General features: G+C 69.4%; 22 protein-coding genes. 14 read left to right on the top strand and 8 right to left on the bottom strand.

The genetic code is table 11. The annotated features are described in order from the left end of the window. Nucleotides 1–3: 3 nt before the first annotated feature. The 3 genes from ACIBB8_RS11030 to ACIBB8_RS11020 all read left to right on the top strand — a co-directional run bounded on the left by ACIBB8_RS11030 (nt 4) and on the right by ACIBB8_RS11020 (nt 4,035). Nucleotides 4–1,830 (top strand): acyl-CoA dehydrogenase, encoded by a 1,827-nt coding sequence (locus ACIBB8_RS11030; RefSeq protein ID WP_398950706.1) that lies wholly within the window; start codon nt 4–6, stop codon nt 1,828–1,830. 112 nt (nt 1,831–1,942) lie between these two features. Next, on the top strand, nt 1,943–2,569 hold the full coding sequence (locus tag ACIBB8_RS11025; RefSeq protein WP_398950704.1) for a Uma2 family endonuclease: 627 nt from the start codon (nt 1,943–1,945) through the stop codon (nt 2,567–2,569). A 167-nt stretch (nt 2,570–2,736) separates the two neighbouring features. Then, entirely contained in the window at nt 2,737–4,035 is a 1,299-nt protein-coding gene (locus ACIBB8_RS11020; RefSeq protein ID WP_398950702.1) for a M18 family aminopeptidase, read from the top strand. Between the two features lie 163 nt (nt 4,036–4,198). Here ACIBB8_RS11020 and ACIBB8_RS11015 read toward each other — a convergent pair whose 3' ends face one another. Then, nucleotides 4,199–6,016 carry an NHL domain-containing thioredoxin family protein gene (locus ACIBB8_RS11015; protein ID WP_398950700.1) on the bottom strand — a complete coding sequence of 606 codons (1,818 nt, stop codon included), beginning with the start codon at nt 6,014–6,016 and terminating at the stop codon, nt 4,199–4,201. A gap of 121 nt (nt 6,017–6,137) precedes the next feature. Here ACIBB8_RS11015 and ACIBB8_RS11010 point away from each other — a divergent pair, with 121 nt between their 5' ends. Then, nucleotides 6,138–6,629, top strand: coding sequence for an LURP-one-related/scramblase family protein (locus ACIBB8_RS11010; protein WP_398950697.1), 492 nt, complete (start codon nt 6,138–6,140; stop codon nt 6,627–6,629). Between the two features lie 112 nt (nt 6,630–6,741). Here the strand turns inward: ACIBB8_RS11010 and ACIBB8_RS11005 are convergent, their stop codons facing one another. Then, nucleotides 6,742–7,542, bottom strand: a complete 801-nt coding sequence (locus ACIBB8_RS11005) for a carbon-nitrogen family hydrolase (RefSeq protein WP_398950695.1) — start codon at nt 7,540–7,542, stop codon at nt 6,742–6,744. A 182-nt stretch (nt 7,543–7,724) separates the two neighbouring features. Here ACIBB8_RS11005 and ACIBB8_RS11000 point away from each other — a divergent pair, with 182 nt between their 5' ends. Further along, nucleotides 7,725–8,549, top strand: a complete 825-nt coding sequence (locus ACIBB8_RS11000) for a maleylpyruvate isomerase family mycothiol-dependent enzyme (protein WP_398950692.1) — start codon at nt 7,725–7,727, stop codon at nt 8,547–8,549. A gap of 72 nt (nt 8,550–8,621) precedes the next feature. On the opposite strand, the gene ACIBB8_RS10995 is transcribed toward ACIBB8_RS11000, so the two are convergent. Continuing rightward, on the bottom strand, nt 8,622–9,932 hold the full coding sequence (locus ACIBB8_RS10995; RefSeq protein WP_398950690.1) for a nitrate/nitrite transporter: 1,311 nt from the start codon (nt 9,930–9,932) through the stop codon (nt 8,622–8,624). Next, the gene (locus tag ACIBB8_RS10990; protein WP_398950688.1) at nt 9,929–10,603 is read right to left on the bottom strand and encodes a GntR family transcriptional regulator; all 675 of its coding nucleotides are present in this window, start codon (nt 10,601–10,603) and stop codon (nt 9,929–9,931) included. The genes ACIBB8_RS10995 and ACIBB8_RS10990 overlap by 4 nt, the downstream gene beginning before the upstream one ends. A gap of 173 nt (nt 10,604–10,776) precedes the next feature. On the opposite strand from ACIBB8_RS10990, the gene ACIBB8_RS10985 reads away from it, so the two are divergent. Together ACIBB8_RS10985 and ACIBB8_RS10980 are read left to right on the top strand one after the other, a co-directional pair. Next, on the top strand, nt 10,777–11,676 hold the full coding sequence (locus ACIBB8_RS10985; RefSeq protein WP_398950686.1) for a D-alanyl-D-alanine carboxypeptidase family protein: 900 nt from the start codon (nt 10,777–10,779) through the stop codon (nt 11,674–11,676). Nucleotides 11,677–11,786: 110 nt separating this feature from the next. Then, on the top strand, nt 11,787–13,805 hold the full coding sequence (locus tag ACIBB8_RS10980) for a PA14 domain-containing protein (protein WP_398950683.1): 2,019 nt from the start codon (nt 11,787–11,789) through the stop codon (nt 13,803–13,805). Between the two features lie 75 nt (nt 13,806–13,880). On the opposite strand, the gene ACIBB8_RS10975 is transcribed toward ACIBB8_RS10980, so the two are convergent. The 3 genes from ACIBB8_RS10975 to pdhA are packed head-to-tail and all read right to left on the bottom strand — an operon-like array spanning nt 13,881 to nt 17,424. Further along, nucleotides 13,881–15,281, bottom strand: a complete 1,401-nt coding sequence (locus tag ACIBB8_RS10975) for a dihydrolipoamide acetyltransferase family protein (protein ID WP_398950681.1) — start codon at nt 15,279–15,281, stop codon at nt 13,881–13,883. 11 nt (nt 15,282–15,292) lie between these two features. Continuing rightward, on the bottom strand, nt 15,293–16,273 hold the full coding sequence (locus ACIBB8_RS10970) for an alpha-ketoacid dehydrogenase subunit beta (RefSeq protein ID WP_366690129.1): 981 nt from the start codon (nt 16,271–16,273) through the stop codon (nt 15,293–15,295). 2 nt (nt 16,274–16,275) lie between these two features. Further along, nucleotides 16,276–17,424 (bottom strand): pyruvate dehydrogenase (acetyl-transferring) E1 component subunit alpha, encoded by a 1,149-nt coding sequence (pdhA, locus tag ACIBB8_RS10965; RefSeq protein ID WP_366136502.1) that lies wholly within the window; start codon nt 17,422–17,424, stop codon nt 16,276–16,278. 338 nt (nt 17,425–17,762) lie between these two features. Between pdhA and ACIBB8_RS10960 the strand changes: the two genes are divergently transcribed. The 3 genes from ACIBB8_RS10960 (at nt 17,763) to ACIBB8_RS10950 (ending at nt 20,038) form a co-directional block, all read left to right on the top strand. Continuing rightward, nucleotides 17,763–18,422 carry a response regulator gene (locus tag ACIBB8_RS10960; protein WP_398950679.1) on the top strand — a complete coding sequence of 220 codons (660 nt, stop codon included), beginning with the start codon at nt 17,763–17,765 and terminating at the stop codon, nt 18,420–18,422. A gap of 140 nt (nt 18,423–18,562) precedes the next feature. Next, entirely contained in the window at nt 18,563–18,991 is a 429-nt protein-coding gene (locus tag ACIBB8_RS10955; protein ID WP_398950677.1) for a pyridoxamine 5'-phosphate oxidase family protein, read from the top strand. Between the two features lie 63 nt (nt 18,992–19,054). After that, a complete protein-coding gene (locus tag ACIBB8_RS10950) occupies nt 19,055–20,038 on the top strand; it encodes a phosphotransferase (protein WP_398950893.1) in 984 nt (327 codons plus the stop codon). Between the two features lie 23 nt (nt 20,039–20,061). On the opposite strand, the gene ACIBB8_RS10945 is transcribed toward ACIBB8_RS10950, so the two are convergent. After that, nucleotides 20,062–21,639, bottom strand: coding sequence for a protein kinase (locus ACIBB8_RS10945; RefSeq protein WP_398950675.1), 1,578 nt, complete (start codon nt 21,637–21,639; stop codon nt 20,062–20,064). Nucleotides 21,640–21,931: 292 nt separating this feature from the next. On the opposite strand from ACIBB8_RS10945, the gene ACIBB8_RS10940 reads away from it, so the two are divergent. The 4 genes from ACIBB8_RS10940 to ACIBB8_RS10925 all read left to right on the top strand — a co-directional run bounded on the left by ACIBB8_RS10940 (nt 21,932) and on the right by ACIBB8_RS10925 (nt 25,504). Further along, nucleotides 21,932–23,569 carry a protein kinase gene (locus tag ACIBB8_RS10940; RefSeq protein WP_398950673.1) on the top strand — a complete coding sequence of 546 codons (1,638 nt, stop codon included), beginning with the start codon at nt 21,932–21,934 and terminating at the stop codon, nt 23,567–23,569. A 370-nt stretch (nt 23,570–23,939) separates the two neighbouring features. Then, nucleotides 23,940–24,479, top strand: coding sequence for a hypothetical protein (locus tag ACIBB8_RS10935; protein WP_398950671.1), 540 nt, complete (start codon nt 23,940–23,942; stop codon nt 24,477–24,479). A 103-nt stretch (nt 24,480–24,582) separates the two neighbouring features. After that, nucleotides 24,583–24,807, top strand: coding sequence for a hypothetical protein (locus tag ACIBB8_RS10930; protein ID WP_398950669.1), 225 nt, complete (start codon nt 24,583–24,585; stop codon nt 24,805–24,807). A gap of 82 nt (nt 24,808–24,889) precedes the next feature. Then, a complete protein-coding gene (locus tag ACIBB8_RS10925) occupies nt 24,890–25,504 on the top strand; it encodes a PadR family transcriptional regulator (RefSeq protein ID WP_398950667.1) in 615 nt (204 codons plus the stop codon). Nucleotides 25,505–25,527 lie beyond the last annotated feature (23 nt).

The following is a 25,527-nucleotide window of genomic DNA, read 5'->3' as shown; positions in this document are numbered from 1 at the left end:
CCCATGGGGCACTACAAGTCGAATCTCCGCGACATCGAGTTCAACCTCTTCGAGGTCCTCGGGCGCGACAAGCTGTACGGCACCGGACCGTTCGCGGAGATGGACGTCGAGACCGCGAAGAGCATCCTCGACGAGGTCAACCGCCTCGCCGAGAACGAGCTCGCCGACTCGTTCGCCGACGCCGACCGCAACCCGCCGGTCTTCGACCCGGAGACCAACACCGCACCGGTCCCGGCCTCCTTCAAGAAGTCCTACCAGGCCTTCATGGACTCCGAATACTGGCGCCTGGGTCTGCCCGAGGAGATCGGCGGCACCACCTCGCCGCGCTCCCTGATCTGGTCCTACGCGGAGCTGCTCCTCGGCTCGAACCCGGCCGTGTGGATGTACTCCTCCGGCCCGGCGTTCGCCGGAATCCTCTTCGACGAGGGCAACGAGGCGCAGAAGAAGATCGCCGAGATCGCCGTCGAGAAGCAGTGGGGCTCGACGATGGTGCTGACCGAGCCGGACGCCGGTTCGGACGTCGGCGCCGGCCGCACGAAGGCCGTCGAGCAGGAGGACGGCTCCTGGCACATCGAGGGTGTGAAGCGCTTCATCACCTCGGGCGAGCACGACATGTCCGAGAACATCATTCACTACGTGCTGGCCCGCCCCGAGGGTGCAGGCCCCGGCACGAAGGGCCTGTCGCTCTTCATGGTCCCGAAGTTCCACTTCGACTGGACCACCGGCGAGTTGGGCGAGCGCAACGGCGTGTACGCGACGAACGTCGAGCACAAGATGGGCCTCAAGGCGTCCAACACGTGCGAGATGACGTTCGGCGACCAGCACCCCGCCAAGGGCTGGCTGATCGGCGACAAGCACGACGGCATCCGCCAGATGTTCCGCATCATCGAGTTCGCCCGGATGATGGTCGGCACGAAGGCCATCGCCACCCTCTCGACGGGTTACCTGAACGCGCTGGAGTACGCCAAGGAGCGCGTCCAGGGCACCGACCTGGCGAACTTCATGGACAAGACCGCGCCCAAGGTCACCATCACGCACCACCCCGACGTGCGCCGTTCGCTGATGACGCAGAAGGCGTACGCGGAGGGCATGCGCTCCCTCGTGCTGTACACCGCCTCCGTCCAGGACGCGATCCAGGAGAAGGAGGCCGCGGGCGAGGACGCCAAGGCGCTGCACGGCCTCAACGACCTGCTGCTCCCGATCGTGAAGGGCTACGGCTCCGAGAAGTCGTACGAGCAGCTGGCGCAGTCGCTCCAGACATTCGGCGGCTCCGGGTACCTCCAGGAGTACCCGATCGAGCAGTACATCCGGGACGCCAAGATCGACACCCTCTACGAGGGCACGACGGCGATCCAGGGCCAGGACTTCTTCTTCCGGAAGATCGTCCGTGACCAGGGTGCCTCGCTCAACGCGCTGTCCGAGGAGATCAAGAAGTTCCTCGCGGGCGCCCAGGGCAACGAGGAGCTGTCCGGTGCGCTGGACGCGCTCGCCAAGGCGGCCGTGGACCTGGAGGCGATCGTCGGCACGATGATCACCGACCTCACCGCGACCGGCGAGGACGTCAAGAACATCTACAAGGTGGGCCTCAACACCACCCGCCTGCTGCTGGCCTCCGGCGATGTCGTCGTCGGCTACCTGCTGCTGAAGGGCGCGGCCGTCGCGGCCGAGAAGCTGCCGACCGCCTCCGCGAAGGACGTCGCCTTCTACCAGGGCAAGATCGCCGCCGCGAAGTTCTTCGCCGCGAACGTCCTGCCGGGCGTCTCCACCGAGCGCGCGCTCGCCGAGGTGGTCGACGGTTCGCTGATGGACCTGGACGAGGCCGCGTTCTAGCCTCAGGCTCCGCTCGCGCTCGTCAACACGCACCGTCACCCGGACACGCTTTCGGGTGGCGGTGCTGTCGTATCAGCTGGGTACGCTGGCTGCAGGGCTCAGAATCCCGTCCATGGGAGGAACCATGACCGCCGAGGCGCTGCCCGAGGCGTCGCAGCTGCGGCGCGAGACATCCAAGTGGCCGGTCCCGCCTGAGGACGGCTACACCGTGGACGACTTCTTCACGCTTGACGACCTCCCGCCGCACACGGAGCTGATCGACGGAAGCCTGGTTTTCGTGAGTCCGCAGCGCAATTTCCACACGCTGGCGATGTATCTGCTGGAACAGGGCCTGCGCACGCACGTACCCGCCGGTCTGCGCGTGCGCCGGGAGATGGCCATCGTGCTCGGCAAGCGGAACGCCCCGGAACCCGACCTGGTTGTGGTGCGGGAAGAAGGCGCGGTGAACCAGCGGCAGACGCGCTACGACGCCGCCGACGTCCTGCTCGCCGTCGAAGTCGTATCTCCCGACTCCGAGGACCGCGACCGCGACACCAAGCCGCACAAGTACGCGGGCGCAGGCATCGAGCACTTCTGGCTCGTCGAAATGGCCGGCGAGAACGACCGGCCCGTGGTCTGGACATACACACTCGACCCGGTCAACAAGACGTACGTCTCCACCGGCGTCCACCACGACCGGCTGAAGCTCTCCGCTCCGTACGACATCGACATCGACCTGACCGCCATCGAAGACCTGTAGCCCCCGGCCTCCGCTCTCCCTTCTCCCCCCACCGGGTCGCCCCTATGATCAGCAGTCGGATAGGGAGCCGACCGCTGTGCCGGCGTCCGTGCCGCCCGCGGGGTAGTCACACGCCAGGGCGGCGGTACCCGGATTTCAACAGCGCCATCGTCGTTACAGTGAAGACCATGAGTTCTCCCCTCCGCTTCGACCGCGGTCACACCGACGACCTGATGGCCTTCCTGATGGCCTCCCCCTCCCCGTACCACGCCGTGGCCACCGCCGCGGCGCGGCTGGAGAAGGCCGGCTTCCGGCAGGTCGAGGAGACCGCGGCCTGGGACGCTTCCACCGGTGGGAAGTACGTGCTGCGCGGCGGGGCAATCGTCGCCTGGTACGTGCCGGAAGGCGCCGGGGCGCACACCCCCTTCCGTATCGTCGGCGCGCACACCGACTCGCCGAATCTGCGGGTGAAGCCGCTGCCCGACACGGGGTCGTACGGCTGGCGGCAGATCGCCGTCGAGGTGTACGGCGGCACGCTGCTCAACACCTGGCTGGACCGGGACCTCGGTCTCGCCGGCCGGATCTCGCTGCGCGACGGCACGCACCGGCTGGTCAACATCGACCGGCCGCTGCTGCGCGTGCCTCAGCTGGCCGTGCATCTGGACCGGTCGGCCAACACCGACGGCCTCAAGCTCGACCGGCAGAAGCACATGCAGCCGATCTGGGGACTCGGGGACGTCGAGGAGGGCGACCTGATCAGGTTCGTCGCCGAGGAGGCGGGCGTCGCCGCCGACGACGTGACCGGCTGGGACCTGATGCCGCACGCCGTGGAGCCGCCGGCCTACCTGGGCCGGGACCGCGAGCTGCTGGCCGGGCCGCGGATGGACAACCTGCTCTCCGTGCACGCGGCGACGGCCGCGCTCGCCGCCGTCGCCGGACAGCCGGACGACGAGATTCCGTACATCCCGGTACTGGCCGCGTTCGACCACGAGGAGAACGGTTCGCAGTCCGACACCGGCGCCGACGGCCCGCTGCTCGGCACGGTGCTGGAACGCTCTGTCTTCGCCCGCGGCGGCACGTACGAGGACCGTGCCCGGGCGTTCGCGGGGACCATCTGCCTCTCCTCCGACACCGGTCACGCGATCCACCCCAACTACGGGGAGCGTCACGACCCGACACACCACCCGGTGGCGAACGGCGGGCCGATCCTCAAGGTCAACGTCAATATGCGGTACGCGACGGACGGCAGCGGCCGGGCCGTGTTCGCGGCGGCGTGCGAGAAGGCGGGCGTGCCGTGGCAGACGTTCGTCTCCAACAACTCGATGCCGTGCGGCACGACGATCGGCCCGATCACCGCGGCCCGGCACGGCATCCAGACCGTGGACATCGGCGTCGCGATCCTGTCGATGCACAGTGCGCGTGAGCTGTGCGGCGCGGACGACCCGTATCTGCTGGCGAACGCGCTGGCGTCCTTCCTGGCAGGCTGACCCGACTTCCGCACATGGTTGTCGCCGGGCCGGGTACGCGATCCGTACACCGGCCCGGTGCCTCCGGGCCGCCGAGGAGGCGTGACCCCGCCAAGCGCCGCAGTCTGCTCGCCGCACTGCTCCTGCACCCCAACGCCCCTGTCCCCATGAGCCCGCCGGCCGGTCAGGCCTGCTCGTCCATTCCGGCGAGCACCAGCGGCAGCCGTGGCGTTCCCTGCGCACTCACGCGGACGGGGACGCCCCAGTCCTGCTGGTGGACGTGGCAGGCCGGGTACTCGTTCTCCGGGTCGTCGTCGCAGGACGCCGCCATCGCGGACACATGCAGGACCCCTTCGGTGACGCCGTCGGCCAGGACCAGGTCGCGGAAGAGATCGGCGCCGGGCCCCGCACCCTCCGCCAGCAGCTCGGGCGGGGTCGACGAGACCAGCAGCCGGGTCGACGGGCCGTACCGGGTGTCCAGCTTCTGCCCGGCGGGCGCCTGGAAGACCACGTCGAGCCGGAGCGTGCCAGGGGAGATCTCGGTGGCCGCGCGCTGGGTGCGGTGCGCCTGGCCGGCGACGCGTACGGCTTCCTCGGGCAGCCGCAGCCGGGTCAGCCGGTGCCGGGCGGATTCGACGACGACGAGATCGCCGTCGACCAGCACCGCGTCGCTCGGCTCGCGCAGATCCGTGGCCAGCGTGGTGACCTCGCCACAGGCGGGGTCGTAACGGCGCAGGGCGTGGTTGTACGTGTCGCTGACGGCGACGGACCCGTCCGGCAGTGCGGTGACGCCCAGCGGGTGCTGGAAGAGTGCCTGGCCGGCGGCGCCGTCGCGGTGGCCGAAGTCGAAGAGTCCGGTGCCGACGGCGGTGTGCACGGTCCCGTCCCGGTCGACGTACCGCAGTGCGGACGTCTCCGAGTCGGCGACCCAGAGCCGGTCGCCGTCGGCCGAGGCGGCAAGCCCGGACGGCTGGGCGAACCAGGCCTCGTCGGCCGGACCGTCGACCAGTCCTTCGTTGGTCGTACCCGCGGCGACCTGCACGGCTGCGGAGTCGGGTTCGTACGACCACAGCTGGTGCACGCCCGCCATGGCGATCCACAGCCGGTCCGCGAACCAGGCGACGTCCCACGGGGAGGAGAGGTCGACCTCGCGCGCCGGGCCGGTCGTCGGAGAGCCCTGCCACCACTGACGGCCGGTGCCCGCGAGGGTCGTCGTCACCCCGGTCGTGAGATCGAGGGCGCGGATGGCGTGGTTGACGGTGTCGGCGACGGCGATCCGGCCGTCCGGCAGCACAGCGAGCCCCTGCGGCTCGCTGAACCGCACCTCGTCGGGTCCGCCGTCCGCGAACCCGCGGTCCCCGGTGCCGAAGTGGCGGCGCATCGTTTCGCCGTCGGGGTCGAGCTCAACGAGGCGGTGCCGGGTGGTGTCGGAGACCAGGAAGCCGCCGTCGGCCAGCAGCAGCGCTTTACCGGGGAAGCGCAGGTGCGTGGCGACGGGCTCGGGCGCCACGTACGGGCCGTCGCCGCGGCGCAGCGTGCCCTTCTCGGCGTGCTCGGCCTCCAGCTCCTCGACGAGCTTCTCGATGGCGTGCGCATGGCCCTCGCCGGCGTGCTGAGCGACGACATAGCCCTCGGGGTCGATGACGACGAGCGTCGGCCAGGCCCGTACGGCGTACTGCTTCCAGGTGGCGAGCTCGGGGTCGTCGAGGACGGGGTGGTGGACCTCGTACCGCTCGACGGCGTCGACGACGGCCTGGTGCTCGGCCTCGTGGACGAACTTCGGCGAGTGCACGCCGATGATCACCACGGTGTCGCGGTGCTTCTCCTCCAGCTCGCGCAGCTCATCGAGGACATGCAGACAGTTCACACAGCAAAATGTCCAAAAGTCCAGAATGACAATGCGTCCTCGCAGGTCAGCGAGGGTGTACTGGTGGTCGCCGGTATTGAGCCAGCCGCCTTTGCCGACCAGCTCCGGGGCCCTGACGCGCGCACGTGTTGCCATGTGAACAGTCAACATCACCGTGGCGCTTCCGCATTCCGGAGGGTCTCCGGCATTTTTGAGCTCCCACGCGTCCCGGGAAGTCTCACGTATCCCGGGGGGTCACGGGGGGATCCTGTCAGCCATGAGATTCCTGGTGCGTGAGCGACTGTTCGGTGTCGGCGACGACTACTGGATCGAGGATACGGACGGGCGCAAGGTCTTCCTCGTCGACGGCAAGGCGATGCGGGTGCGCGACACCTTCGAACTGAAGGACGCGCAGGGCCAGCTCCTGGTCGAGATCCGGCAGAAACTGCTCAGCCTGCGCGACACGATGCTCATCGAGCGCGACGGCGAGCAGCTCGCCAGAATCAAGCGGAAGCGGCTGTCGCTGCTGCGCAACCATTACCGGGTGACGCTGGTCGACGGCACCGCGCTCGATGTCAGCGGCAAGATCCTGGACCGCGAGTTCGCCATCGACTACGACGGCGAGCTCCTGGCCCAGATCTCACGGCGTTGGCTGACCGTACGGGACACGTACGGCATCGATGTCGTACGGGAGGACGCCGACGCGGCACTGCTCATCGCCGTATCGGTGTGCGTCATCGTGCTCGCGGACAAGGAGCGCGACGGCTGACCGGGACGTTTCACGTGAAACCGGGCCCCGCTCGACGATGGGGCAGGGCCCGGTCCGGCAGATGCGTCGGCGGATGCCCGACGGTGGTGCGAAGTCCGGTCCGGCCAATGCGTCAACAGCCGCTCGACGGCGGGACGAGACCCAGGCGTCGGTCCTTGAGCGCCGGGAACTGCTCCCGCGTGGTGGCGACCTTCGCCGGGTCGAACTCCACGGTGAGCACCTCCTCGTCCGCGCCCGCCTCGGCGAGCACCTCGCCCCACGGGTCGACGGCGATGCTGTGCCCGGCCTGCTGGACCCCGGCGTGGGTACCGGCGGTGCCGACGGCCAGGACATACGCCTGGTTCTCCACGGCACGCGCCTGGGCGAGCAGCGTCCAGTGGGCGCGGCGCCGCTCCGGCCAGCCCGCCGGGACGACGAGCGTCTGCGCACCGGCGTCGACGAGGCCGCGGAACAGTTCGGGGAAGCGCAGGTCGTAACAAGTGGCGAGGCCGAGCGTGGTCTGCGGCAGGGCGACCGTGACCAGGTCCTCGCCGGCTCCCATCATCACCGCCTCGCCCTTGTCGAAGCCGAAGCGGTGGATCTTGCGGTACGCGGCTGCGCGCTCGCCCTCGGGCGTGAAGACCAGCGAGGTGTTGTAGAGCGTGCCGTCGTCGGCGCGCTCCACGAAGGAGCCCGCGTGCAGCCAGACCCCGGCGTCGGCCGCGGCCTTCGCCATCAGGTCGTGGGTGGGTCCCCGGAGCGGTTCCGCCTCGTCGGCGAAGGCGGTATACGCGAACGCGCCGACCGGCCACAGCTCGGGAAGGACCACCAGATCGGCACCGCGTTGGCCCGCGACCAGGGAAGCGGCTCGGTCCCTGCGAGAATTGACGGATTCGTCCGGGTCTACTGCGATCTGGATGAGGGAGGCGCGCACACTACCACCGTCCTGGCATTCGAGCCGTCAACACGGGCCTACGATCGTCACACGAAAGCACTGCCGGGGTGCCTGCTCGCAGCGTAACTTAGCGAACGAACCTCCCACGCAGCCCGCAGTCGCCGCCCGCCGACCGCGCCAGCAGTCCAGCCCATGCACCGCAGAACCGCACGAGGGGTCCCGTGACCGTCCATCCCAGCCTCCAGACCTACGCCGATGCCTGGACCCACTCCATCGAGTCGATAGCCGAGCTCGTGACGCCGCTCGCCGAGGGGGAGTGGAATCGCCGCACACCGTGCCCCGGTTGGTCGGTGCGCGACATCGTCTCGCACATCATCGGTATGGAGTGCGAGCAGCTCGGCGATCCGCGGCCGATCCACACGCTGCCGCGCGATCTCTACCACGTACAGAACGACTTCACCCGTTATATGGAGATGCAGGTCGATGTACGGCGCCACCACACGGCACCCGAGATGACCTCCGAGCTGGAGTACACGATCATCCGCCGCTCGCGTCAGCTGCGGAACGAGTCGCGTGCCCCGGAGACCATGACCCGCGCGCCGCTCGGCGCCGAGCAGACCCTCGAACTGGCACTGCGGATGCGGGCCTTCGACGTCTGGGTGCACGAGCAGGATCTGCGTACGACGCTGAGCAAGCCCGGCAATCTCGACTCCCCCGGCGCCACCATCACCCGGGACACGCTCCTCGCCGCGCTGCCGAAGGTGGTCGCCAAGGACGCGGGCGCACCGCCGAATTCGGCGGTCGTGCTCGATGTGCACGGGCCGATGGAGTTCCTGCGCACGGTCAGGGTCGACGCGGACGGCCGTGGTTCGGTGGACGGTTCGCCGTCGCTGGGGCCCGCGGTGACGCTGGCGATGGACTGGGAGACGTACGTCCGGCTGGCCTGCGGGCGGGTGCGGGCGACGGCGGTCGCGGACCAGATCAAGGTCGAGGGCGACCAGGAGCTGGCGACGGCGATCCTGCAGAACTTCGCCGTCACGCCGTAACGGCACGGTCGGCGGCGCCCGTCTTTGTGAGGAGAAGAGACGGGCGCGCCGCCGGACCGGCCGCGGCAGGCGTCACGCGGGAACGTGCACGGCCTCCACGCGGCTGATCACATGGTGGTTCCGCTCGCGGAGCGTGGCGCGGGCGTGCAGCCGCAGGATCTGTACGACCCCGATCGCCTCCAGGACGAAGACCGAGGCGAACGCGATGCGGAAGTTGTCCCCCGTCGCATCGAGCAGCACACCGACGGCGAACAGTGTCGTCATCGAGGCGATGAAACCGCCCATGTTGACGATCCCCGATGCGGTGCCCTGGCGCTGCGGCGGGTTGGCCGGCCGTGCGAAGTCGAAGCCGATCATCGAGGCCGGTCCGCAGGCGCCGAGCACCGCGCAGAGCGTGATCAGCAGCCACATCGGCGCGTGGTCGCCGGGGTACAGGATCGTCGACGCCCACACGACGGCCGTCACCGCGACCGTGCCGAGGGCGAGTGGGGCGCGCGCGGCGTGGTGGCGGGCGATGACCTGTCCGTAGACGAGGCCGACGGCCATGTTGGAGAGCACCACCAGGGTGAGCAGCTCGCCGGCAGTGGACCGGCTCAGCCCCTGTGCCTCCACCAGGAACGGCATCCCCCAGAGCAGCAGGAACACCATGGCCGGGAACTGCGTGGTGAAGTGCACCCACATCCCGAGCCGGGTGCCGGGCTCCCGCCACGAGGCGGCGATCTGCTTGCGTACGTAGGCGGCGCCCGCGTGTTCGACGGGCGGCGGCTCGTACCCCTCGGGGTGGTCCTTCAGGAAAAGGAGGGTCAGGACGAGGACCACGGCCCCGGCGGCCGCGCTGCCCGCGAACGTGGCGGTCCAGCCGAAGCTGTGCAGGGCGCGGGCGATGAAGAGCGTGGAGACGAGGTTGCCCGCCATGCCGAAGAGTGCGGCGATCTGGCCGACCAGCGGTCCGCGCCGGGCCGGGAACCAGCGGGCACCGAGCCGCAGCACGCTGATGAACGTCATCGCGTCGCCGCAGCCGAGCAGCGCCCGGGAAGCCAGCGCCATGCCGTACGACGGGGAGAGTGCGAAGCCGAGCTGCCCGACGGTGAACAGGGCGGCCCCGAGGGTGAGGACCTTCTTGGTGCCGAGCCGGTCGACCATCAGGCCGACAGGTATCTGCATGCCCGCGTAGACGAGCAGCTGAAGGATGGAGAACGTCGACAGCGCGGAGGCGTTGACGTCGAACCGGTCGGCGGCGTCGAGACCGGCAACCCCGAGGCTCGTACGGAAGATGATGGCGACGAAGTAGACGGCGACGCCGATGCCCCAGACCCGGGCGGCCCGGCGGCCGCCGGGCGGATCACCGGGCAGGGACAGGGTGGGAGCGGCGGCAGAACTCACCGGTCCTCACCCCGGACCAGCACCCTGACCCGGCCGACATGGCGCCGTACGACCTGCGCGGCACCGTCCGCGTCCCCGGCTCTGATGGCCTCCAACAGCTCGGTGTGCTCGGTGATGTTGGCGGCGATCCTGCCGGGATGCGCCTCCATCACGGCGACGCCCATCCGCAACTGCCGGTCGCGCAGCTGGTCGTAGAGGCGCGACAGGATCTCGTTGCCGGCGTTGCGCACGATCTCGGCATGGAAGCAGCGGTCCGCGACCGACACGGCGGCCAGGTCCCCGGCCGCCACCTGCCGTCGCTGCTCGTCGAGCAGTTCCTCCAGGCGGCCGATCAGCTTCGCCGAGGCGGGCACGGCCTTGCGGGCGGCGAACTCCTCTACGAGCAGCCGGGTCTCCACCACGTCCGCGATCTCCTGTGCGGAGACGGCAAGCACCAGGGCCCCCTTCTTCGGATAGAGCTTGATCAGCCCTTCGACCTCCAGCCGCAGCAAGGCCTCGCGCACGGGTGTACGGGAGACGCCGACGGCGTCCGCGAGGCCGCCCTCGGTGAGGAGCGTGCCCCCCTCGTAACGGCGGTCGAGGACCGCCTTCTTGATGTGGGTGTAGACGCGTTCGGCGGCGGGCGGCTGCTTGGCGGGCGGGGGTGTCACGACAGGGGGTGCGGCAGGCATGCACACAGCATAGATACAACATGCACGCATGCGGCGGCGCTGTCCGGAATCTGGACGGTAAAACCCCGGAAATTACTCGGGGATTCAGCACATCCATTCGGGCACCTCGTGAGTCTCACCACCGAGCGGCACCGATATGCGGCCGCATTCCAGGGGCATTTGGAGCGTTCAAGTTGAAAATCGGTATTAAGGGCATAAACCGCGTTTCCGCCACTGCCACCGTGGCTCTTACCGCGGGTGCTGTCATCGCGGGCAGCGTCTTCGCCTCCGCGGCGCAGGCTGCCACGCTGCCCGTCCCCACGATCGCCGCCAAGGGCGGCTACGTGATGAACAACGGAACCGCGTCGACCCTCTACACGAAGGCTGCGGACACCCGTCGCTCCACCGGCTCGACCACCAAGATCATGACGGCCAAGGTGGTGCTGGCGCAGACGAACCTCAACCTGGATTCCAAGGTCACGATCCAGAAGGCGTACAGCGACTACATCGTCGCCAAGGGCGCCTCGTCGGCGCGCCTGATCGTCGGCGACAAGGTCACCGTCCGCCAGCTCCTCTACGGTCTGATGCTGCCGTCCGGCTGCGACGCCGCGTACGCGCTCGCCGACAAGTTCGGCACCGGCACCACCCGCGCGGCCCGCGTGACGTCGTTCATCGGCAAGATGAACGCCTCCGCCAAGTCGCTCGGTCTGAAGAACACCCACTTCGACTCGTTCGACGGCATAGGGAACGGCTCGAACTACTCGACGCCGCGCGACCTGACGAAGATCGCCAGCAGTGCGATGAAGAACTCCACCTTCCGCACGATCGTCAAGACCAAGTCGACCACGCAGAAAGTCACCACGAAGTCCGGTGGCTACCGCTACATGTCGTGGTCCAACACCAACGCGATGCTCAGCAGCTACAGCGGTGCGATCGGTGTGAAGACAGGTTCCGGCCCGACGGCTGGGTACTGCCTGGTGTTCGCCGCGACCCGGAACGGCAAGACGGTCATCGGTACCGTGCTCGCCTCCACGAGCGCGACGACCCGGACCGCGGACATGAAGAAGATCATGGACTACTCCTTCAAGAAGTAGTCCTCCACCCCCGTTTCCGGGGGTGAGGGAGGGGTCCGCCGTGCGGTACGGCGGACCCCTTCCTGCACCCGGCCGCGGGTTCACCCCCCGTCATCCAGCCTGAAAGGGCAATGCGCACATTGACCACCATTCCTCGTGGGCGGCTTCGCAGCGTCGCCGCGCTGTCGGTCGCCGCGACCTCCTGCAGTCTGCTCACCGCCGTGAGTGCCACGCCCGCTGCTGCGGCGACCAGTTGCACCTCGCCGGTCTTCAAGCGGCAGTTCTTCGCGAACACGTCGTTCTCCGGTACGCCGAAGAAGACCGACTGCGACTCGGTCATCGACCAGAACTGGGGCACCGGCGCCCCCGCCTCCGGCCTGCCGAAGGACAACTTCGGTGTCCGCTGGTCCCTGACCCGGGACTTCGGCTCCGGCGGCCCTTTCGCGTTCACCGTGGCGACCCGTGACGGCATTCGCGTGTACGTCGACGGGGTGCGCAAGGTCGACATCTGGAGGAACGTCTCCACCACCCAGAAGAAGACGGTCAACATCACCGTCCCCGCCGGGAAGCACTCCCTGCGCATCGACTTCGTCAACTGGACGGGCCCGGCCGACGTCAAGTTCGGTTACGCACCGAGGACGTCGGCCACCGTCGACAAGGTCAAGCCGCTCAGCCCGGTCGGCGTGAAGGCGGTCCTCGACAACGCCACGGCGAACGCCAAGGTGACCTGGTCCACGAACAAGGAGATGGACCTCGCCGGCTACCGCGTCTACCGCCGGCTCAAGGGATCCAGCACGTTCACCCTCGTGAAGACGACCACCGCGACCTCGTACGCGGGGGTCCCGCCCGAGGGCGGGAAGACGTACTACTTCGAGGTCCGCGCCTACGACAAGGCCGGAAACGTCTCCATCGGCAGTGCCGACATACCGCTGACCACTGTCGCCGTCACCCCTCCGGCGGACTTCACCGCGAAGGGCACCGATGCCGGCATCGTGCTGACCTGGAAGCCCGTCCCGGGCGCGGTGCGCTACAACCTGAAGCGCGACGACCAGCACGGTCACGTATCGGTCCGCTCCGTCACCGCCACGGCCTTCACCGACACCACGGTGAAGCGCTCCGAGAAGTGGACCTACCAGGTGGCCTCTGTGGACGGTGCCGGGCGCGCCTCCGCGTACGGCCCCGCCGTCGCGGCGTACCGTCCGGTCGCGGCGCCGCGGGACATCGTCGCGACGCCGGGGATCAGCAGTGCGACCTTCACCTGGACGACCGATCACGCCGTCGACGGCGATGTGTACGACTTCCACGTCTACCGTTCCGAGACGCTCCCCGTGGACACCTCGGCCGCGCCGATCCGCTGCAGCACCACCTGGAAGACGCTCGGCGACGGACGGCTCCAGTACACCTGCACCGACACCTCCCCGGCCGACGGCCTCACCTACCACTACGTCATCAAGGCCTACGACAACTCGGGCCGGGAGTCGGCTCCTTCGACCACGGTCAAGGTCACCACGCTCGCCAGGGACGTGACTCCGCCCGCGCCGGTCACCGGGCTCACCGCCAAGGCCACCGAGTACGGCATCGAGCTGCACTGGAACGCCAACACCGAGCCCGATCTCGAGCGGTACGTGGTGTACCGCGGAGAGCTGATCGACGGCGAGGACGAGCGGGTCTGCTACGGCACCTCGCGCGAGTACCTCGACGCGGCCACCACGTCCTACACCGACGAGCGGCTGCCCGACGGTGAGGAGCGGTGCTACTTCATCGACGTCGAGGACACCTCCGGCAACTCCAGCTTCCGGATGACGCACAGCGCCGAGATCGCCGTCGTCACCGAGCTGGACCTGACACCGTCCGAGGAGACCCCGGACAACGACCTGCTCACGCTCACCGCGACCCGGGGCACCACCGGCACCTCGGTGGACCTGTCCTGGAACACGGTCGCCGATGCGACGGGCTACCTGGTCGAACGGTGGAACCCGACCGCGGGCACGTACGAGAAGCTGACCGTCGACCCCGTCACGGAGGTGTCGTACACGGACGCCACCGCCCCGACCGGCACCACCCACTTCTACCGGGTGACCGCCGTGTACGCCGACGGCACCCGGTCGGCGCCCGCCGGGGACTGGGTGATCCTGGCTCCCGCCGGGTGACCTGACCCGACAGAAGAGCGGGCCTGCGCGGAAGGAATCTCCGCGCAGGCCCGCTTCTTCCGTCTCACACGGCCATCAGGCCCAGGTGATCAGCCTCTTGGGCTGTTCCAGGATCGCGGCGACATCCGCCAGGACCTTGGAACCGAGCTCGCCGTCGACCAGGCGATGATCGAACGACAGCGCCAGCGTGGTGACCTGACGGGGCTTCACCTTGCCCTTGTGGACCCACGGCTGCAGCTTGATCGCACCGACCGCGAGGATCGCGGACTCGCCCGGGTTCAGAATCGGCGTACCCGTGTCGACGCCGAAGACGCCGACGTTGGTGATCGTCACCGTGCCGCCCGCCATGGCGGCGGGAGACGTCCTGCCGTCCCGGGCCGTGGCGACCAGCTCGCCCAGTGCTGCGGCGAGCTGCGGCAGGGTCTTGTCCTGCGCGTCCTTGATGTTCGGCACGATCAGACCGCGCGGGGTGGCGGCCGCGATGCCCAGGTTCACATAGTGCTTCTGCACGATCTCCTGGTTGGCCTCGTCCCAGGCCGCGTTGATCTCCGGGTTCCGCTTGATCGCGACCAGGAGCGCCTTGGCAATGATCAGGAGCGGGTTGACCCGGACCCCCGCCATGTCCTTGTCGTCCTTGAGCTCCGCCACAAGCTTCATCGTGCGCGTGACGTCGACCGTCACGAACTCGGTGACATGCGGTGCGGTGAACGCACTGCCGACCATGGCCTGCGCGATGGCCTTCCGCACACCCTTGACCGGGATACGGGTCTCCCGGGCACCCGGTACCGGGGCGGGAGCGGTGACCACCGGTTCCGGGACCGTGGCCGGAACCGGGGCGGGTGCGGTCGCCTGCGCCGGTGCGGGCGCGGCCGCCGCGTGCACGTCCTCGCGCGTGATGACCCCGCCCTCGCCGGTCGGGACGACCGTGGCCAGGTCGATGCCCAGGTCCTTGGCCAGCTTGCGCACCGGCGGCTTGGCGAGCGGGCGGCTCTCCGGGACGGCCGGTCCGTGACCGTTCAGCTCGCCCTGGATCGCGGCAGCCGCGGCCGCCGGCTGCTCGGCGCCCTTGCGGGCACGGCGCTTGGTGGAGGACTCGGCCACGCCGTAGCCCACCAGCACCGGCTGGCGGCCCTTCGGTGCCTCCGGTTCCGCAGCCGGTTCCGGTTCGGCCGAGGCCGGAGCCGCCTCCGCAGCCGTGTCACTGCTGCCCGGCGCCACGTCCACCGCGATGATCACCTGGCCGACGTCGACGGTCGTGCCCTCGGCGAAGCGCAGCTCGTGCACCACGCCGTCGAACGGGATCGGCAGCTCCACGGCCGCCTTCGCGGTCTCGACCTCGCAGACGACCTGGCCGTCGGTGACGGTGTCCCCCGGCTGTACGTACCACTTGAGGATCTCGGCCTCGGTCAGTCCCTCGCCCACGTCGGGCATCTTGAACTCACGGAAGCGAGCAGACGTTTCGGTCATCGTCGTCACGACCCCTCTCCTCAGTACGCCAGCGAGCGGTCGACGGCGTCGAGCACCCGGTCCAGGCCCGGCAGATACTCGTCCTCGAGACGCGCCGGCGGATACGGGACGTGGTAGCCGCCGACCCTGAGCACCGGTGCCTCCAGATGGTAGAAGCAGCGCTCGGTGATGCGGGCGGCGATCTCGGCACCGGAGCCGTAGAACACCGGCGCCTCGTGGACGACGACCAGCCGGCCGGTCTTCTCGACCGAGGCCTGGACGGCGTCGAAGTCGATCGGGGACATCGACCGCAGGTCCAGGACCTCGATCGACTTGCCCTCCTCCTGGGCGGCCGCGGCGGCCTCCAGGCAGACCTTCACCATCGGGCCGTATGCGGCGAGGGTGAGGTCCGAGCCCTCCCGTACCGTCGCGGCCTTGTGCAGCGGACCGGGGATGAGGTCGGTCTCGACCTCGCCCTTGTCCCAGTAACGTCGCTTCGGCTCGAAGAAGATGACCGGGTCGTCACTCTGGACGGCCTGCTGCATCATCCAGTAGGCATCCGACGCATTGGACGGCGAGACCACCTTCAGCCCCGCGACGTGCGCGAACAGCGCCTCGGGCGACTCGCTGTGGTGCTCGACGGCGCCGATGCCGCCGCCGTACGGGATCCGGACGACGACCGGCAGCTTGATCTTGCCGAGCGCGCGGGCGTGCATCTTCGCGAGCTGCGTGACGATCTGGTCGTACGCGGGGAAGACGAAGCCGTCGAACTGGATCTCCACGATCGGCCGGTAGCCGCGCAGGGCCAGACCGATCGCGGTGCCGACGATGCCGGACTCGGCGAGCGGCGTGTCGATGACCCGGTCCTCGCCGAAGTCCTTCTGGAGCCCGTCGGTGATCCGGAAGACCCCGCCCAGCTTGCCGACGTCCTCACCCATGATGAGGACCTTGGGGTCGGTGTCGAGGGCCTTGCGCAGCGACTCGTTGAGCGCCTTCGCGATGGACATCTTTTCCAGGGCCATGACTAGTTGCCCTCCTCGGCGAACGAAGCCTGGTAGGCGGCGAACTGGGCGCGCTCCTCGTCGACGAGGGGGTTGCCGTCGGCGTACGCGTGGTCGAAGATCGCCATCCGGTCCGGATCGGGCATGGCCCGTACCGCTTCACGGACCCGCTTGCCGAGAGCCTCGCTCTCCTCGTCGAGCGCGGAGAAGTACGCCTCGTCGGCGAGGTCCTGCTTCTCCAGGTACGTCCTGAGCCGCAGGATCGGGTCCTTGGCCTCCCAGGAGGCGCGTTCCTCGTCCGCCCGGTACTTCGTCGGGTCGTCGGAGGTGGTGTGCGCGCCCATCCGGTAGGTGAACGCCTCGACGAGGGTGGGTCCCTCGCCCCGGCGAGCCCGCTCCAGCGCCGACTTGGTGACGGCGAGGCAGGCGAGTACGTCGTTGCCGTCGACCCGGACGCCGGGGAAGCCGAAGCCCTGCGCGCGCTGGTAGAGCGGGACGCGGGTCTGCCTCTCGGTGGGCTCGGAGATCGCCCACTGGTTGTTCTGGCAGAAGAAGACGACCGGGGCGTTGTAGACCGCGGAGAAGGTGAACGACTCGGCGACGTCGCCCTGGCTGGAGGCGCCGTCCCCGAAGTACGCGATCACGGCGGAGTCCGCGCCGTCCTTGGCGACGCCCATGGCGTAGCCGGTGGCGTGCAGGGTCTGCGAGCCGATGACGATCGTGTACAGGTGGAAGTTGTTGCTGTTCGGGTCCCAGCCGCCGTGATTCACGCCGCGGAACATCCCGAGCAGATTGGTCGGGTCGACCCCGCGGCACCAGGCGACACCGTGCTCACGGTAGGTCGGGAAGACGTAGTCGTCGTCGCGCAGTGCTCGGCCGGAACCGATCTGCGCGGCCTCCTGGCCGAGCAGCGAGGCCCACAGACCCAGTTCGCCCTGACGCTGCAGGGCGGTCGCCTCGGCGTCGAAGCGGCGGGTCAGGACCATGTCCCGGTACAGACCGCGCAGCTCGTCCGCGGTCAGGTCGATCGTGTAGTCCGGGTGCTCGACGCGCTCGCCCTCGGGCGTCAGCAGCTGTACAAGCTCGGGCTCGGAACTCTGTGGCGTCTTCGCGGCGCTGGTCCGCTTGCTGCTGCGTCGCGGTTTGCGCGCGGCAGTGCTCTCCACGGTCACGTGCGTGCTCCTCCGTCGGTCCGGCCCCCGGGGTCTGCCGGGAGACCAGTGCGGCTCGCCTGTGTCCGTACCCGTGCACGGGGTGGGTGCCGCTCGGCCGGGAACAGGCGTGACAGGTGCCCCGGCGAGCGTCCTGTCAAAGGCACGTTACCCAGTGCATCGCACAACTGCGAAACACTCCCTGACCTGCGATTTTGCTTGGATTTCCAAGTAAATCGAGAAATTCGGGAACTCTCGCTGGTCACAGCGCTGGGAACGGCCTTGCAGGCCGCCGGAACAACGGCACGTTATCCCGCCGTTCAGCGGCAGGGAAGAGGGGAGTGTGTGAGACTGCGATTGTGCGCGAAGAAGGAAAAATCACCGTATTTCTGTTGGATGACCATGAGGTCGTCCGACGCGGGGTCCATGAGCTGCTCTCGGTCGAGGACGACATCGAAGTCGTCGGCGAAGCCGGTACGGCGGCGGACGCTCTGGTGCGCATCCCCGCCACGCGGCCCGATGTGGCGGTGCTCGACGTACGGCTGCCGGACGGCAGCGGGGTGGAGGTCTGCCGTGAGATCCGGTCCCTGGACAACAGCATCCACTGCCTGATGCTGACCTCGTACGCCGATGACGAAGCCCTCTTCGACGCGATCATGGCGGGCGCGTCGGGATATGTGCTCAAGGCGATCCGCGGCAATGAGCTGCTGAATGCGGTACGGGATGTGGCGGCCGGAAAATCGCTGCTGGACCCGGTCGCGACCGCGCGTGTGCTGGAGCGGCTGCGCGAGGGAAATAAGGGCCGGGGCGACGACAAGCTCGCGAGCCTCACCGACCAGGAGCGCAAGATCCTCGATCTGATCGGCGAGGGGCTGACGAACCGGGTGATCGGTGAGCGGCTCCATCTCGCCGAGAAGACGATCAAGAACTATGTCTCCAGCCTGCTCTCCAAGCTGGGCATGGAGCGCCGCTCGCAGGCAGCCGCCTATGTGGCGCGGCTCCAGGCCGAGCAGCGCTGAGCGGTACGGGACGGGCCGCGGGCGCCCTCCCTCCTCTCCGACGGGGCCGTGGTCCCGGATGACCCCCGGGACTTTGGTCCCGGATCACCCGGGGCCGCGGCCTCTTTCTGTGCCCACCGAGGTGTCGCAGAGTGGAGCGCATGTCCTCCGAGGAACTGCAAGCGATCGAGCTGCTCGCCCGGGTGCCGTACGGCCGGCTGGCGACGACCCGACGAGCGCTCCCCTGTCTGGCGGTGGCCCGCCACATCGTGATCGACGGCCACGTCGTCCTGCGGATGCACAGCGGACTCGGGTACCACGCCTCGTGCGACGGCACCGTCGTCGCGTACGGGGCGGACAATTTCAACACGGCGGCCTCCGGCGACGGCGGCGACCTGTGGTCGGTCCAGTTCACCGGTCCTGCCGAGATCGTGCATCCGAGCCAGGAGCAGCGCGAGCGCTTCGGTGCGGCACCTCGGGAGGTCAGCGGCGAACCCTTCGAGCCGGTCTACCTCCGCCTCGCCCCGCACTTCGTCACGGTGCACACTCTGCGCCATCACGCAAGTCAGCCGAACCGACACGCAGCGTGATCTACCATGTGGTGAGTGCCGCGCTCATCTGTCACCCTTCCACCTGTTCCTCCGGTCGGCGAGGTGCTGCGCCGCTACCCGGACGCCGGTGAGCCCCTCAGCTGCAAGCCCCTCACCAAGGGCCTCCTCAACCACGGCTACCGCGTCTCCACCACCCGCGGCTCGTACTTCCTCAAACACCATCTCGACGACTCCACCGGCGACCGCGCGACGATCGTCCGCCAGCACCGCGCCACCCAGCAGCTGCAGTCGCTCGGGGTGCCGGTCGCCCCGCCCGTCGAGGACACGGAGGGCGACACGGTCACGGAGATCGACGGCCGGTGCTACGCGCTGCACCCCTGGGTGGACGGACTGCACCGGGTCGGCGCCCAGCTGACCCTCGCCCAGTCGGAACGGCTCGGGGCGCTCCTCGGAGCCGTACACACGGGGCTCGCGCAAGTGATGGAGACGGGGGCGACCGGGGGGCGCCGGCATGCCAGCCCGGACGCCGTCGACACGTTCGCGCTGATCGACGACCTGCTGGCCGCGGCGCGCGAACACCGCCCACGGGACTCCTTCGACGAGCTGGCCGAGCACCGCCTCGTCGAACGGCGCGGCCTGCTGGAGCGGCACGCCGACCGCCGGCCGCCCACGCCCGACATCCCGGCGACCGGCTGGGTGCACGGCGACTTCCACCCGCTGAACGTGCTGTACCGGGGCGCCGGCCCGGTGGCGATCATCGACTGGGACCGGCTGGGGGTGCAGCCGCGCGCCGAGGAGGCGGTACGGGCCGCGGCGATCTTCTTCGTACAGCCCGCCGGGAAGCTGGACCTGGAGAGGGTACGGGCCTACGCGCGGGCCTATCGGGGTGCGGTCGGGGCGGGCGCCTGCGAACTGGCTGCCGCGGTGCACCGGGTGTGGTGGGAGCGGCTCAACGACTTCTGGATACTGCGCTGGCGCTACCGCCTGGACGACCGAAGGGCCGACCCGCAGTTTCCTGCGGTGTCGGCCCTGGCGGTCTGGTGGACGCGGGAGTACGAGGCGGTGCGCGACGCCTTCACGGGGTGAGGGCGGGCAGGGCCACAGGGGCTCTACTGAGGCGTACCGCCGGCCGCCCCGGCGGCGTCGCTGCCGCCCGGGGTGCCGCCGGCCGCCCCGGCAGCGTCGCTGCCGCCCGGGGTGCCCGGAGCGGTGGCCGTGTCACTCGGCTGGGGGGTCTCACCACCGGTCGTGCCCTCGTTCGTCGTGCCGTCGGACGTGCCGGTGTCCGGCGAGGTGGCCGTGTCGGACGGGGTCTGGGACGGCGTGGTCTGCGAGGGAGACCGGGAGAAGGACGGCGGGTTGTTCGGCTGCTGCTTGCCACCGGTGGTGTCGTCCGCCGTCGGGGCGGTGTCCGTCTGCTCGTCGGTCGGCTTCTCCGAACTCTTCTTCGGGGCGGGGGAACTGGAGGTCGTGGTCGGCGTCTTCTTGTGGGTGGTGTCGTTGTTGTCCGCGGCGTTCACCGCGATGGCGGCACCCGCCCCGATCGCGATCAGCGCGAGAACGACGAACAGCCAGAGCTTGCCGCGGCCGCCACCGCTCTGGTGTCCGCCGTCGTACCCGCCGTCGTCCGGATTCATCGGCGGCAGGATCGGGCTCTGCGAGGTGTCCCCGTGCTGCGGGTGCCCCATCGCCATCGTCCCGCCGGGCATGCCCATGGCGGGGGTGTTGCCGAACTCGTGCATGGTGACCGGCCCGGTGTTCCACGTACCCGTGTGACCGCCCTGCACCTGGAGCATCTGCAGGCTGTACTGGACCAGCCCGCGCATCTCCTCGGCGCTCTGGAACCGGTCGTCCGGGTCCTTCGCGAGCGACCGCATGACGAGCCCGTCCAGCTCCGGCGGCACCGCGTCCAGGATCTCGGACGGCGGGACCGGAATGTCCTGGACGTGCTGGTACACCACGGAGAGCGGCGTCTCGCCCGTGAACGGGGGCCGCAGCGCGAGGAGTTCGTAGAGCAGACAGCCGGTGGCGTACAGGTCGGAGCGGTGGTCGACGGTCTTGCCCAGCGCCTGCTCGGGGGAGAGGTACTGCGGCGTGCCCATGACCATGCCGGTCTGGGTCATCGTCGACTGCGCGCCGTGCAGCGCACGGGCGATGCCGAAGTCCATCACCTTGACCGCGCCGGAGTTCGTGATGATCACGTTGGCCGGCTTGATATCACGGTGCACGATGCCGTGCTGGTGCGAGTACGCGAGGGCCTCCAGTACCCCCGAGACGATGATCAACGCCTGCTCGGGCGGCGGCGCCTCGGCGTTGAGCAGCAGATCACGGATGGTGCGGCCCTCGACGAGCTCCATCACGATGTACGGGACGGTCTGGCCGCCCACGACGTCCTCGCCGGAGTCGTACACGGCGACGATCGCATGGTGGTTGAGGCCCGCGACCGACTGTGCCTCACGCGTGAACCGGGCCTTGGAGACCGGGTCCTCGGCAAGATCGGAACGGAGCAGCTTCACCGCGACGGTACGTCCCAGCCGGACGTCCTCCGCGGCAAAGACCTCGGCCATGCCACCTCGGCCCAGCCGGTGTGTCATCCGGTAACGTCCGTCGCCGACCACACCTCCGATGCCCCAGGAGTCGGCTGCATCCGAGACTCCGCCGCCGTTTGCTTCGGGTTCGGGTGCCATCAGTCCTCGCCGTCGTATCTGTCCGCGCGTCCGCGGGTTCTCACGGTGTCTTGCATGCCTTGCTGCATTGCCACGTCACGCTACAGGCTCTGCCGGACACCCGGTTCTCGAGAGGGACGGGCCATCAAACCGGCTGGCGCACCGCTCACGCAAATTCTGTAACGCTTCCGAGACGCTTCCTGTGCTTAGGGTCACGGAACGGGCACCCGGCTTGACGTGTCGTACCCCTCGGGCAGACTTGGCGCGTCATACGGATCTTCGCGCGAGACGCGCGCCGAGGGGGAAGCAAGTCATGAGCCAGGACGGCGCGCACGGCGCCCAGGGTCGCTACGCGGGCGGTTCGGTCGCCGGTGGCCGCTACCAGCTTCGCGACCTGCTCGGCGAAGGCGGGATGGCGTCCGTATATCTGGCGTACGACTCCGCGCTCGACCGTCAAGTGGCGATCAAGACTCTGCACACGGAGCTGGGGCGTGAGCAGTCCTTCCGTGAGCGGTTCCGTCGCGAGGCTCAGGCCGTGGCCAAGCTGCAGCACACCAATATCGTCTCGGTCTTCGACACCGGCGAGGACGAGCTCGGCGGCGCGCTGATGCCGTACATCGTCATGGAGTACGTCGAGGGGGAGCCGCTCGGCTCCGTACTCCAGGCGGACATCCGCAGTTACGGTGCGATGCCGGCCGACAAGGCACTCAAGGTCACCGGCGACGTGCTGGCCGCGCTGGACACCAGCCACGAAATGGGCCTGGTCCACCGCGACATCAAGCCCGGCAACGTGATGGTGACCAAGCGCGGCGTCGTGAAGGTCATGGACTTCGGCATCGCCCGCGCCATGCAGTCGGGCGTCACGTCGATGACGCAGACCGGCATGGTCGTCGGCACCCCGCAGTACCTCTCCCCCGAACAGGCCCTGGGCCGTGGGGTGGACGCGCGCTCCGACCTGTACTCGGTCGGCATCATGCTGTTCCAGCTGCTGACCGGACGAATCCCGTTCGACGCGGACTCGCCGCTCGCCATCGCGTACGCGCACGTCCAGGAGGAGCCGGTCGCGCCGTCCTCCATCAACCGGTCGATCACCCCGGCGATGGACGCACTGGTCGCCCGGGCACTGAAAAAGAACCCGAACGAGCGCTTCCCCAGCGCGGCGGCGATGCAGGACGAGATCACGCGCGTGCTGAACGCGGGCGGTCAGACGGGCGCCCCGGTGATCATCGGCGGCCCGGCCGGACCGGCGAACAGCGGCTCAGGCGTCGGCTCCGCGGTCTTCCCGCCGGTCGACCAGTCCACGCAGGCGCCGCAGGGCGTGCAGATGCCGTACCAGCCGCAGCAGTACCAGCAGCAGCCCGGCCCGTACGGCCCGCCGACCCCGGCCCCGGCGCCCACGCCGTCGCCGGGCTACGGCTACCCGCAGTCGAGCCCGGCGTACCGGACCCCGGCCCCGACGCCATACACGATGTCGCCGCAGCCGGTGGGTGGCGGCGGCGGCACGGGCGGGGGCAGCAAGCGGAACATGCCGGTGATCGTCGGTTCGATCGTGGTCGCGCTGATCGCGATCGGCGGCCTGATCACGGTGCTGTCGCTGAAGAACGAAACGGGCTCGGACACGGGCAAGGGCGGTGACCCGAGCAGCTCGGCGGTGGCGGGCGAGCACAAGGATCCGGAGCGGAACCGGACCATGAAGACGGAGGCTTGCACCGACCCCTCCGAGGCCAGCGACGACCCGAGCAAGATCGAAGCGCCGGACTTCACGTACAAGGACTACCTCTCCGCCAAGGAATGCGCCACGGCCGTGGGCTGGACGATCAAGAAGATCAAGGTCCCGGGCAACACCTACGCCGAGGACCAGGTCTTGGAACAGTTCCCGTCCGCCGGTACCCCCATAGACGAGAAGGGCGCGCACTTCGAGCTGCGCGTCTCGACGGGCGACCCGGCCTGACACGCACGCACAAGGAGAAGTGACGGTCCGGCACGTGTGAGGTGTGCCGGACCGTTTCGCCTGAGAGCCTGTCGGGCGACCTTCGATCGGAAAGCGGGCGCGGCGTGGTGCGTGCGATTCGTGGGCGCCGGGATGGCTTCGGGTGGGGTCTCCCCGCTCGAACGAAGCTGAGAGCTCGGGGAAGGAGCTACCAGGGCATTTCGGCAACGCGGGAAGCGTGCGTGCCAGGGCGTGGCCGCCCGATCAGAGGTCGCCCGACAGGCTCTTACAGGCGTCCGGGATGCAGGACAGCCACCTGAGATGCCGGACATATCGGCACATGTGACGCTGACCTCATGGCTTCAGCACTCCTCTCCATATGGTCGTCGAGGTGTGTGGCCTGTCTGGTGATAGCCGCGGGGGCGGCCTTGGGACCGGCACAGGGACAGGCACACTCCGACCAGCGCACTTCCGGTGGTACGCCGGGGCTGACCCGGGCTCGGCCCGGCGGATCGGTGGCCGCTCCGCCGCCCCCCGAGGGCTCCTCGCCCCCGAGCCCCGCCGCCCCGACCGCCACCCCCTCCTCCGGCGCATCCTCCGGCCCTTCGGGCGAACCCCCGGTCACTCCTTCGGCCGATCACTCGACGATTCCGCCCTCGCCCTCCGCACCCTCCCCGGCCGCATCGGCCGGCAGGCCGGCCACCCCCTCCTCCTCGGCCCCGGCCTCGGCTTCACGCCCCGCCCCACCCTCGGCCCCGGCCTCGGCCTCACGCTCCGCCTCACCCTCGCCTTCACGCCCGGCCCCGGCCTCGGCCTCACGCTCCGCCTCACCCTCGCCTTCACGCCCGGCCCCGGCCTCGACCTCACGCTCCGCCTCGCCCTCCCCCAGGGCATCCGTGAGCCGGTCCGCCAGGCCGTCGGCCCTCCCTGAGGCGCAGCCGCCACTCGCTGGGCGGCAGGCCGGGGAAGGGCGCCTGCGGCCGGGCCGTCCGTTCTCTCCGGAGGAGCTCGCTCATCGCGACACCCCCCACGGCGTGCCCGAGGTACAGCCCGAGGTCCAGCCCGTCGTGACGACTCCTGTCGCGGTGCCCGCGGCCACGCCCGAGGTGAGCGGCTCCCCGCCGGAGGGCCGACTCGCGCCGCAGTCCCTCGGCACTCCCACCGTGCGGCGAGTACAGAGGGTGTCGCTGGGCGCCGGAATCGCACTGATAGGGCTGGGGCTGGGCTTCCTGGCGTTCCGTCTGCGCCGGCCGAACTGAGACAGGGCCCACGCCCCCCGCCACGCCCGCGTGTTCCAGCAGGAGCTTGCATCGCGCAGCATACTCGGTATACATACTCAGTATGTCGATCCGTCACGGGCTGCTGGCCCTGCTGGAACGCGGGCCCAGATACGGCTCCCAGCTCCGCACCGAATTCGAGTCACGCACCGGTTCCACCTGGCCGCTCAACGTCGGCCAGGTCTACACGACGCTGAGCAGGCTGGAGCGCGACGGCCTGGTCGTCCAGGACGACGAGGACGACCAGGGACACGCCCTCTACGCGATCACCGACGACGGCCGCACCGAGCTGCGGAGCTGGTTCGAGACACCCGTCGACCGCAGCAACCCACCCCGCGACGAGCTGGCCATCAAGCTCGCCATGGCGGTCGGCGCGCCCGGTATCGACATCCGGGCCGTCATCCAGTCCCAGCGCCACCACACGGTGAAGGCGATGCAGGACTACACCCGTCTCAAGGCCCAGGCCCTCGCCGATGTCCCGGCCAACCGCGACGAGGTCGCCTGGCTGCTCGTACTGGAGCAGCTGATCTTTCAGGCGGAGGCCGAGGCCCGCTGGCTGGACCACTGCGAGTCCCGGCTGGTCCGCCTCGCCGAGGCCGCCGCCACGGAGCCGGAGCCCGAGGGACGTACGGCCAAACGCGCCCCGGCCCGCACCACCCGGCCACGCACCCGACGCTGACCACGAACACCCGGAAACCGGCA

This window comes from Streptomyces sp. NPDC051286 (assembly GCF_044455345.1).
In the GTDB taxonomy this organism is placed as follows: Bacteria; Actinomycetota; Actinomycetes; order Streptomycetales; family Streptomycetaceae; genus Streptomyces.
Note: the sequence above shows the minus strand (reverse complement) of the source record. Positions and strands in the feature narration are given on the sequence as shown.

What these genes read in the sequence shown, in the direction of transcription:
- ACIBB8_RS11025 (WP_398950704.1), top strand. Translation starts at nt 1,943, where the DNA reads ATGGGAGGAACCATGACCGCCGAGGCGCTGCCCGAGGCGTCGCAGCTG.
- ACIBB8_RS10940 (WP_398950673.1), top strand. Translation starts at nt 21,932, where the DNA reads ATGAGCCAGGACGGCGCGCACGGCGCCCAGGGTCGCTACGCGGGCGGT.
- ACIBB8_RS10980 (WP_398950683.1), top strand. Translation starts at nt 11,787, where the DNA reads ATGCGCACATTGACCACCATTCCTCGTGGGCGGCTTCGCAGCGTCGCC.
- ACIBB8_RS10925 (WP_398950667.1), top strand. Translation starts at nt 24,890, where the DNA reads ATGTCGATCCGTCACGGGCTGCTGGCCCTGCTGGAACGCGGGCCCAGA.
- ACIBB8_RS10990 (WP_398950688.1), bottom strand. Translation starts at nt 10,603, where the DNA reads ATGCCTGCCGCACCCCCTGTCGTGACACCCCCGCCCGCCAAGCAGCCG.
- ACIBB8_RS11010 (WP_398950697.1), top strand. Translation starts at nt 6,138, where the DNA reads ATGAGATTCCTGGTGCGTGAGCGACTGTTCGGTGTCGGCGACGACTAC.
- ACIBB8_RS10955 (WP_398950677.1), top strand. Translation starts at nt 18,563, where the DNA reads ATGTCCTCCGAGGAACTGCAAGCGATCGAGCTGCTCGCCCGGGTGCCG.
- ACIBB8_RS10970 (WP_366690129.1), bottom strand. Translation starts at nt 16,273, where the DNA reads ATGGCCCTGGAAAAGATGTCCATCGCGAAGGCGCTCAACGAGTCGCTG.
- ACIBB8_RS10945 (WP_398950675.1), bottom strand. Translation starts at nt 21,639, where the DNA reads ATGGCACCCGAACCCGAAGCAAACGGCGGCGGAGTCTCGGATGCAGCC.
- ACIBB8_RS11015 (WP_398950700.1), bottom strand. Translation starts at nt 6,016, where the DNA reads ATGGCAACACGTGCGCGCGTCAGGGCCCCGGAGCTGGTCGGCAAAGGC.
- ACIBB8_RS11020 (WP_398950702.1), top strand. Translation starts at nt 2,737, where the DNA reads ATGAGTTCTCCCCTCCGCTTCGACCGCGGTCACACCGACGACCTGATG.
- ACIBB8_RS11030 (WP_398950706.1), top strand. Translation starts at nt 4, where the DNA reads ATGGGGCACTACAAGTCGAATCTCCGCGACATCGAGTTCAACCTCTTC.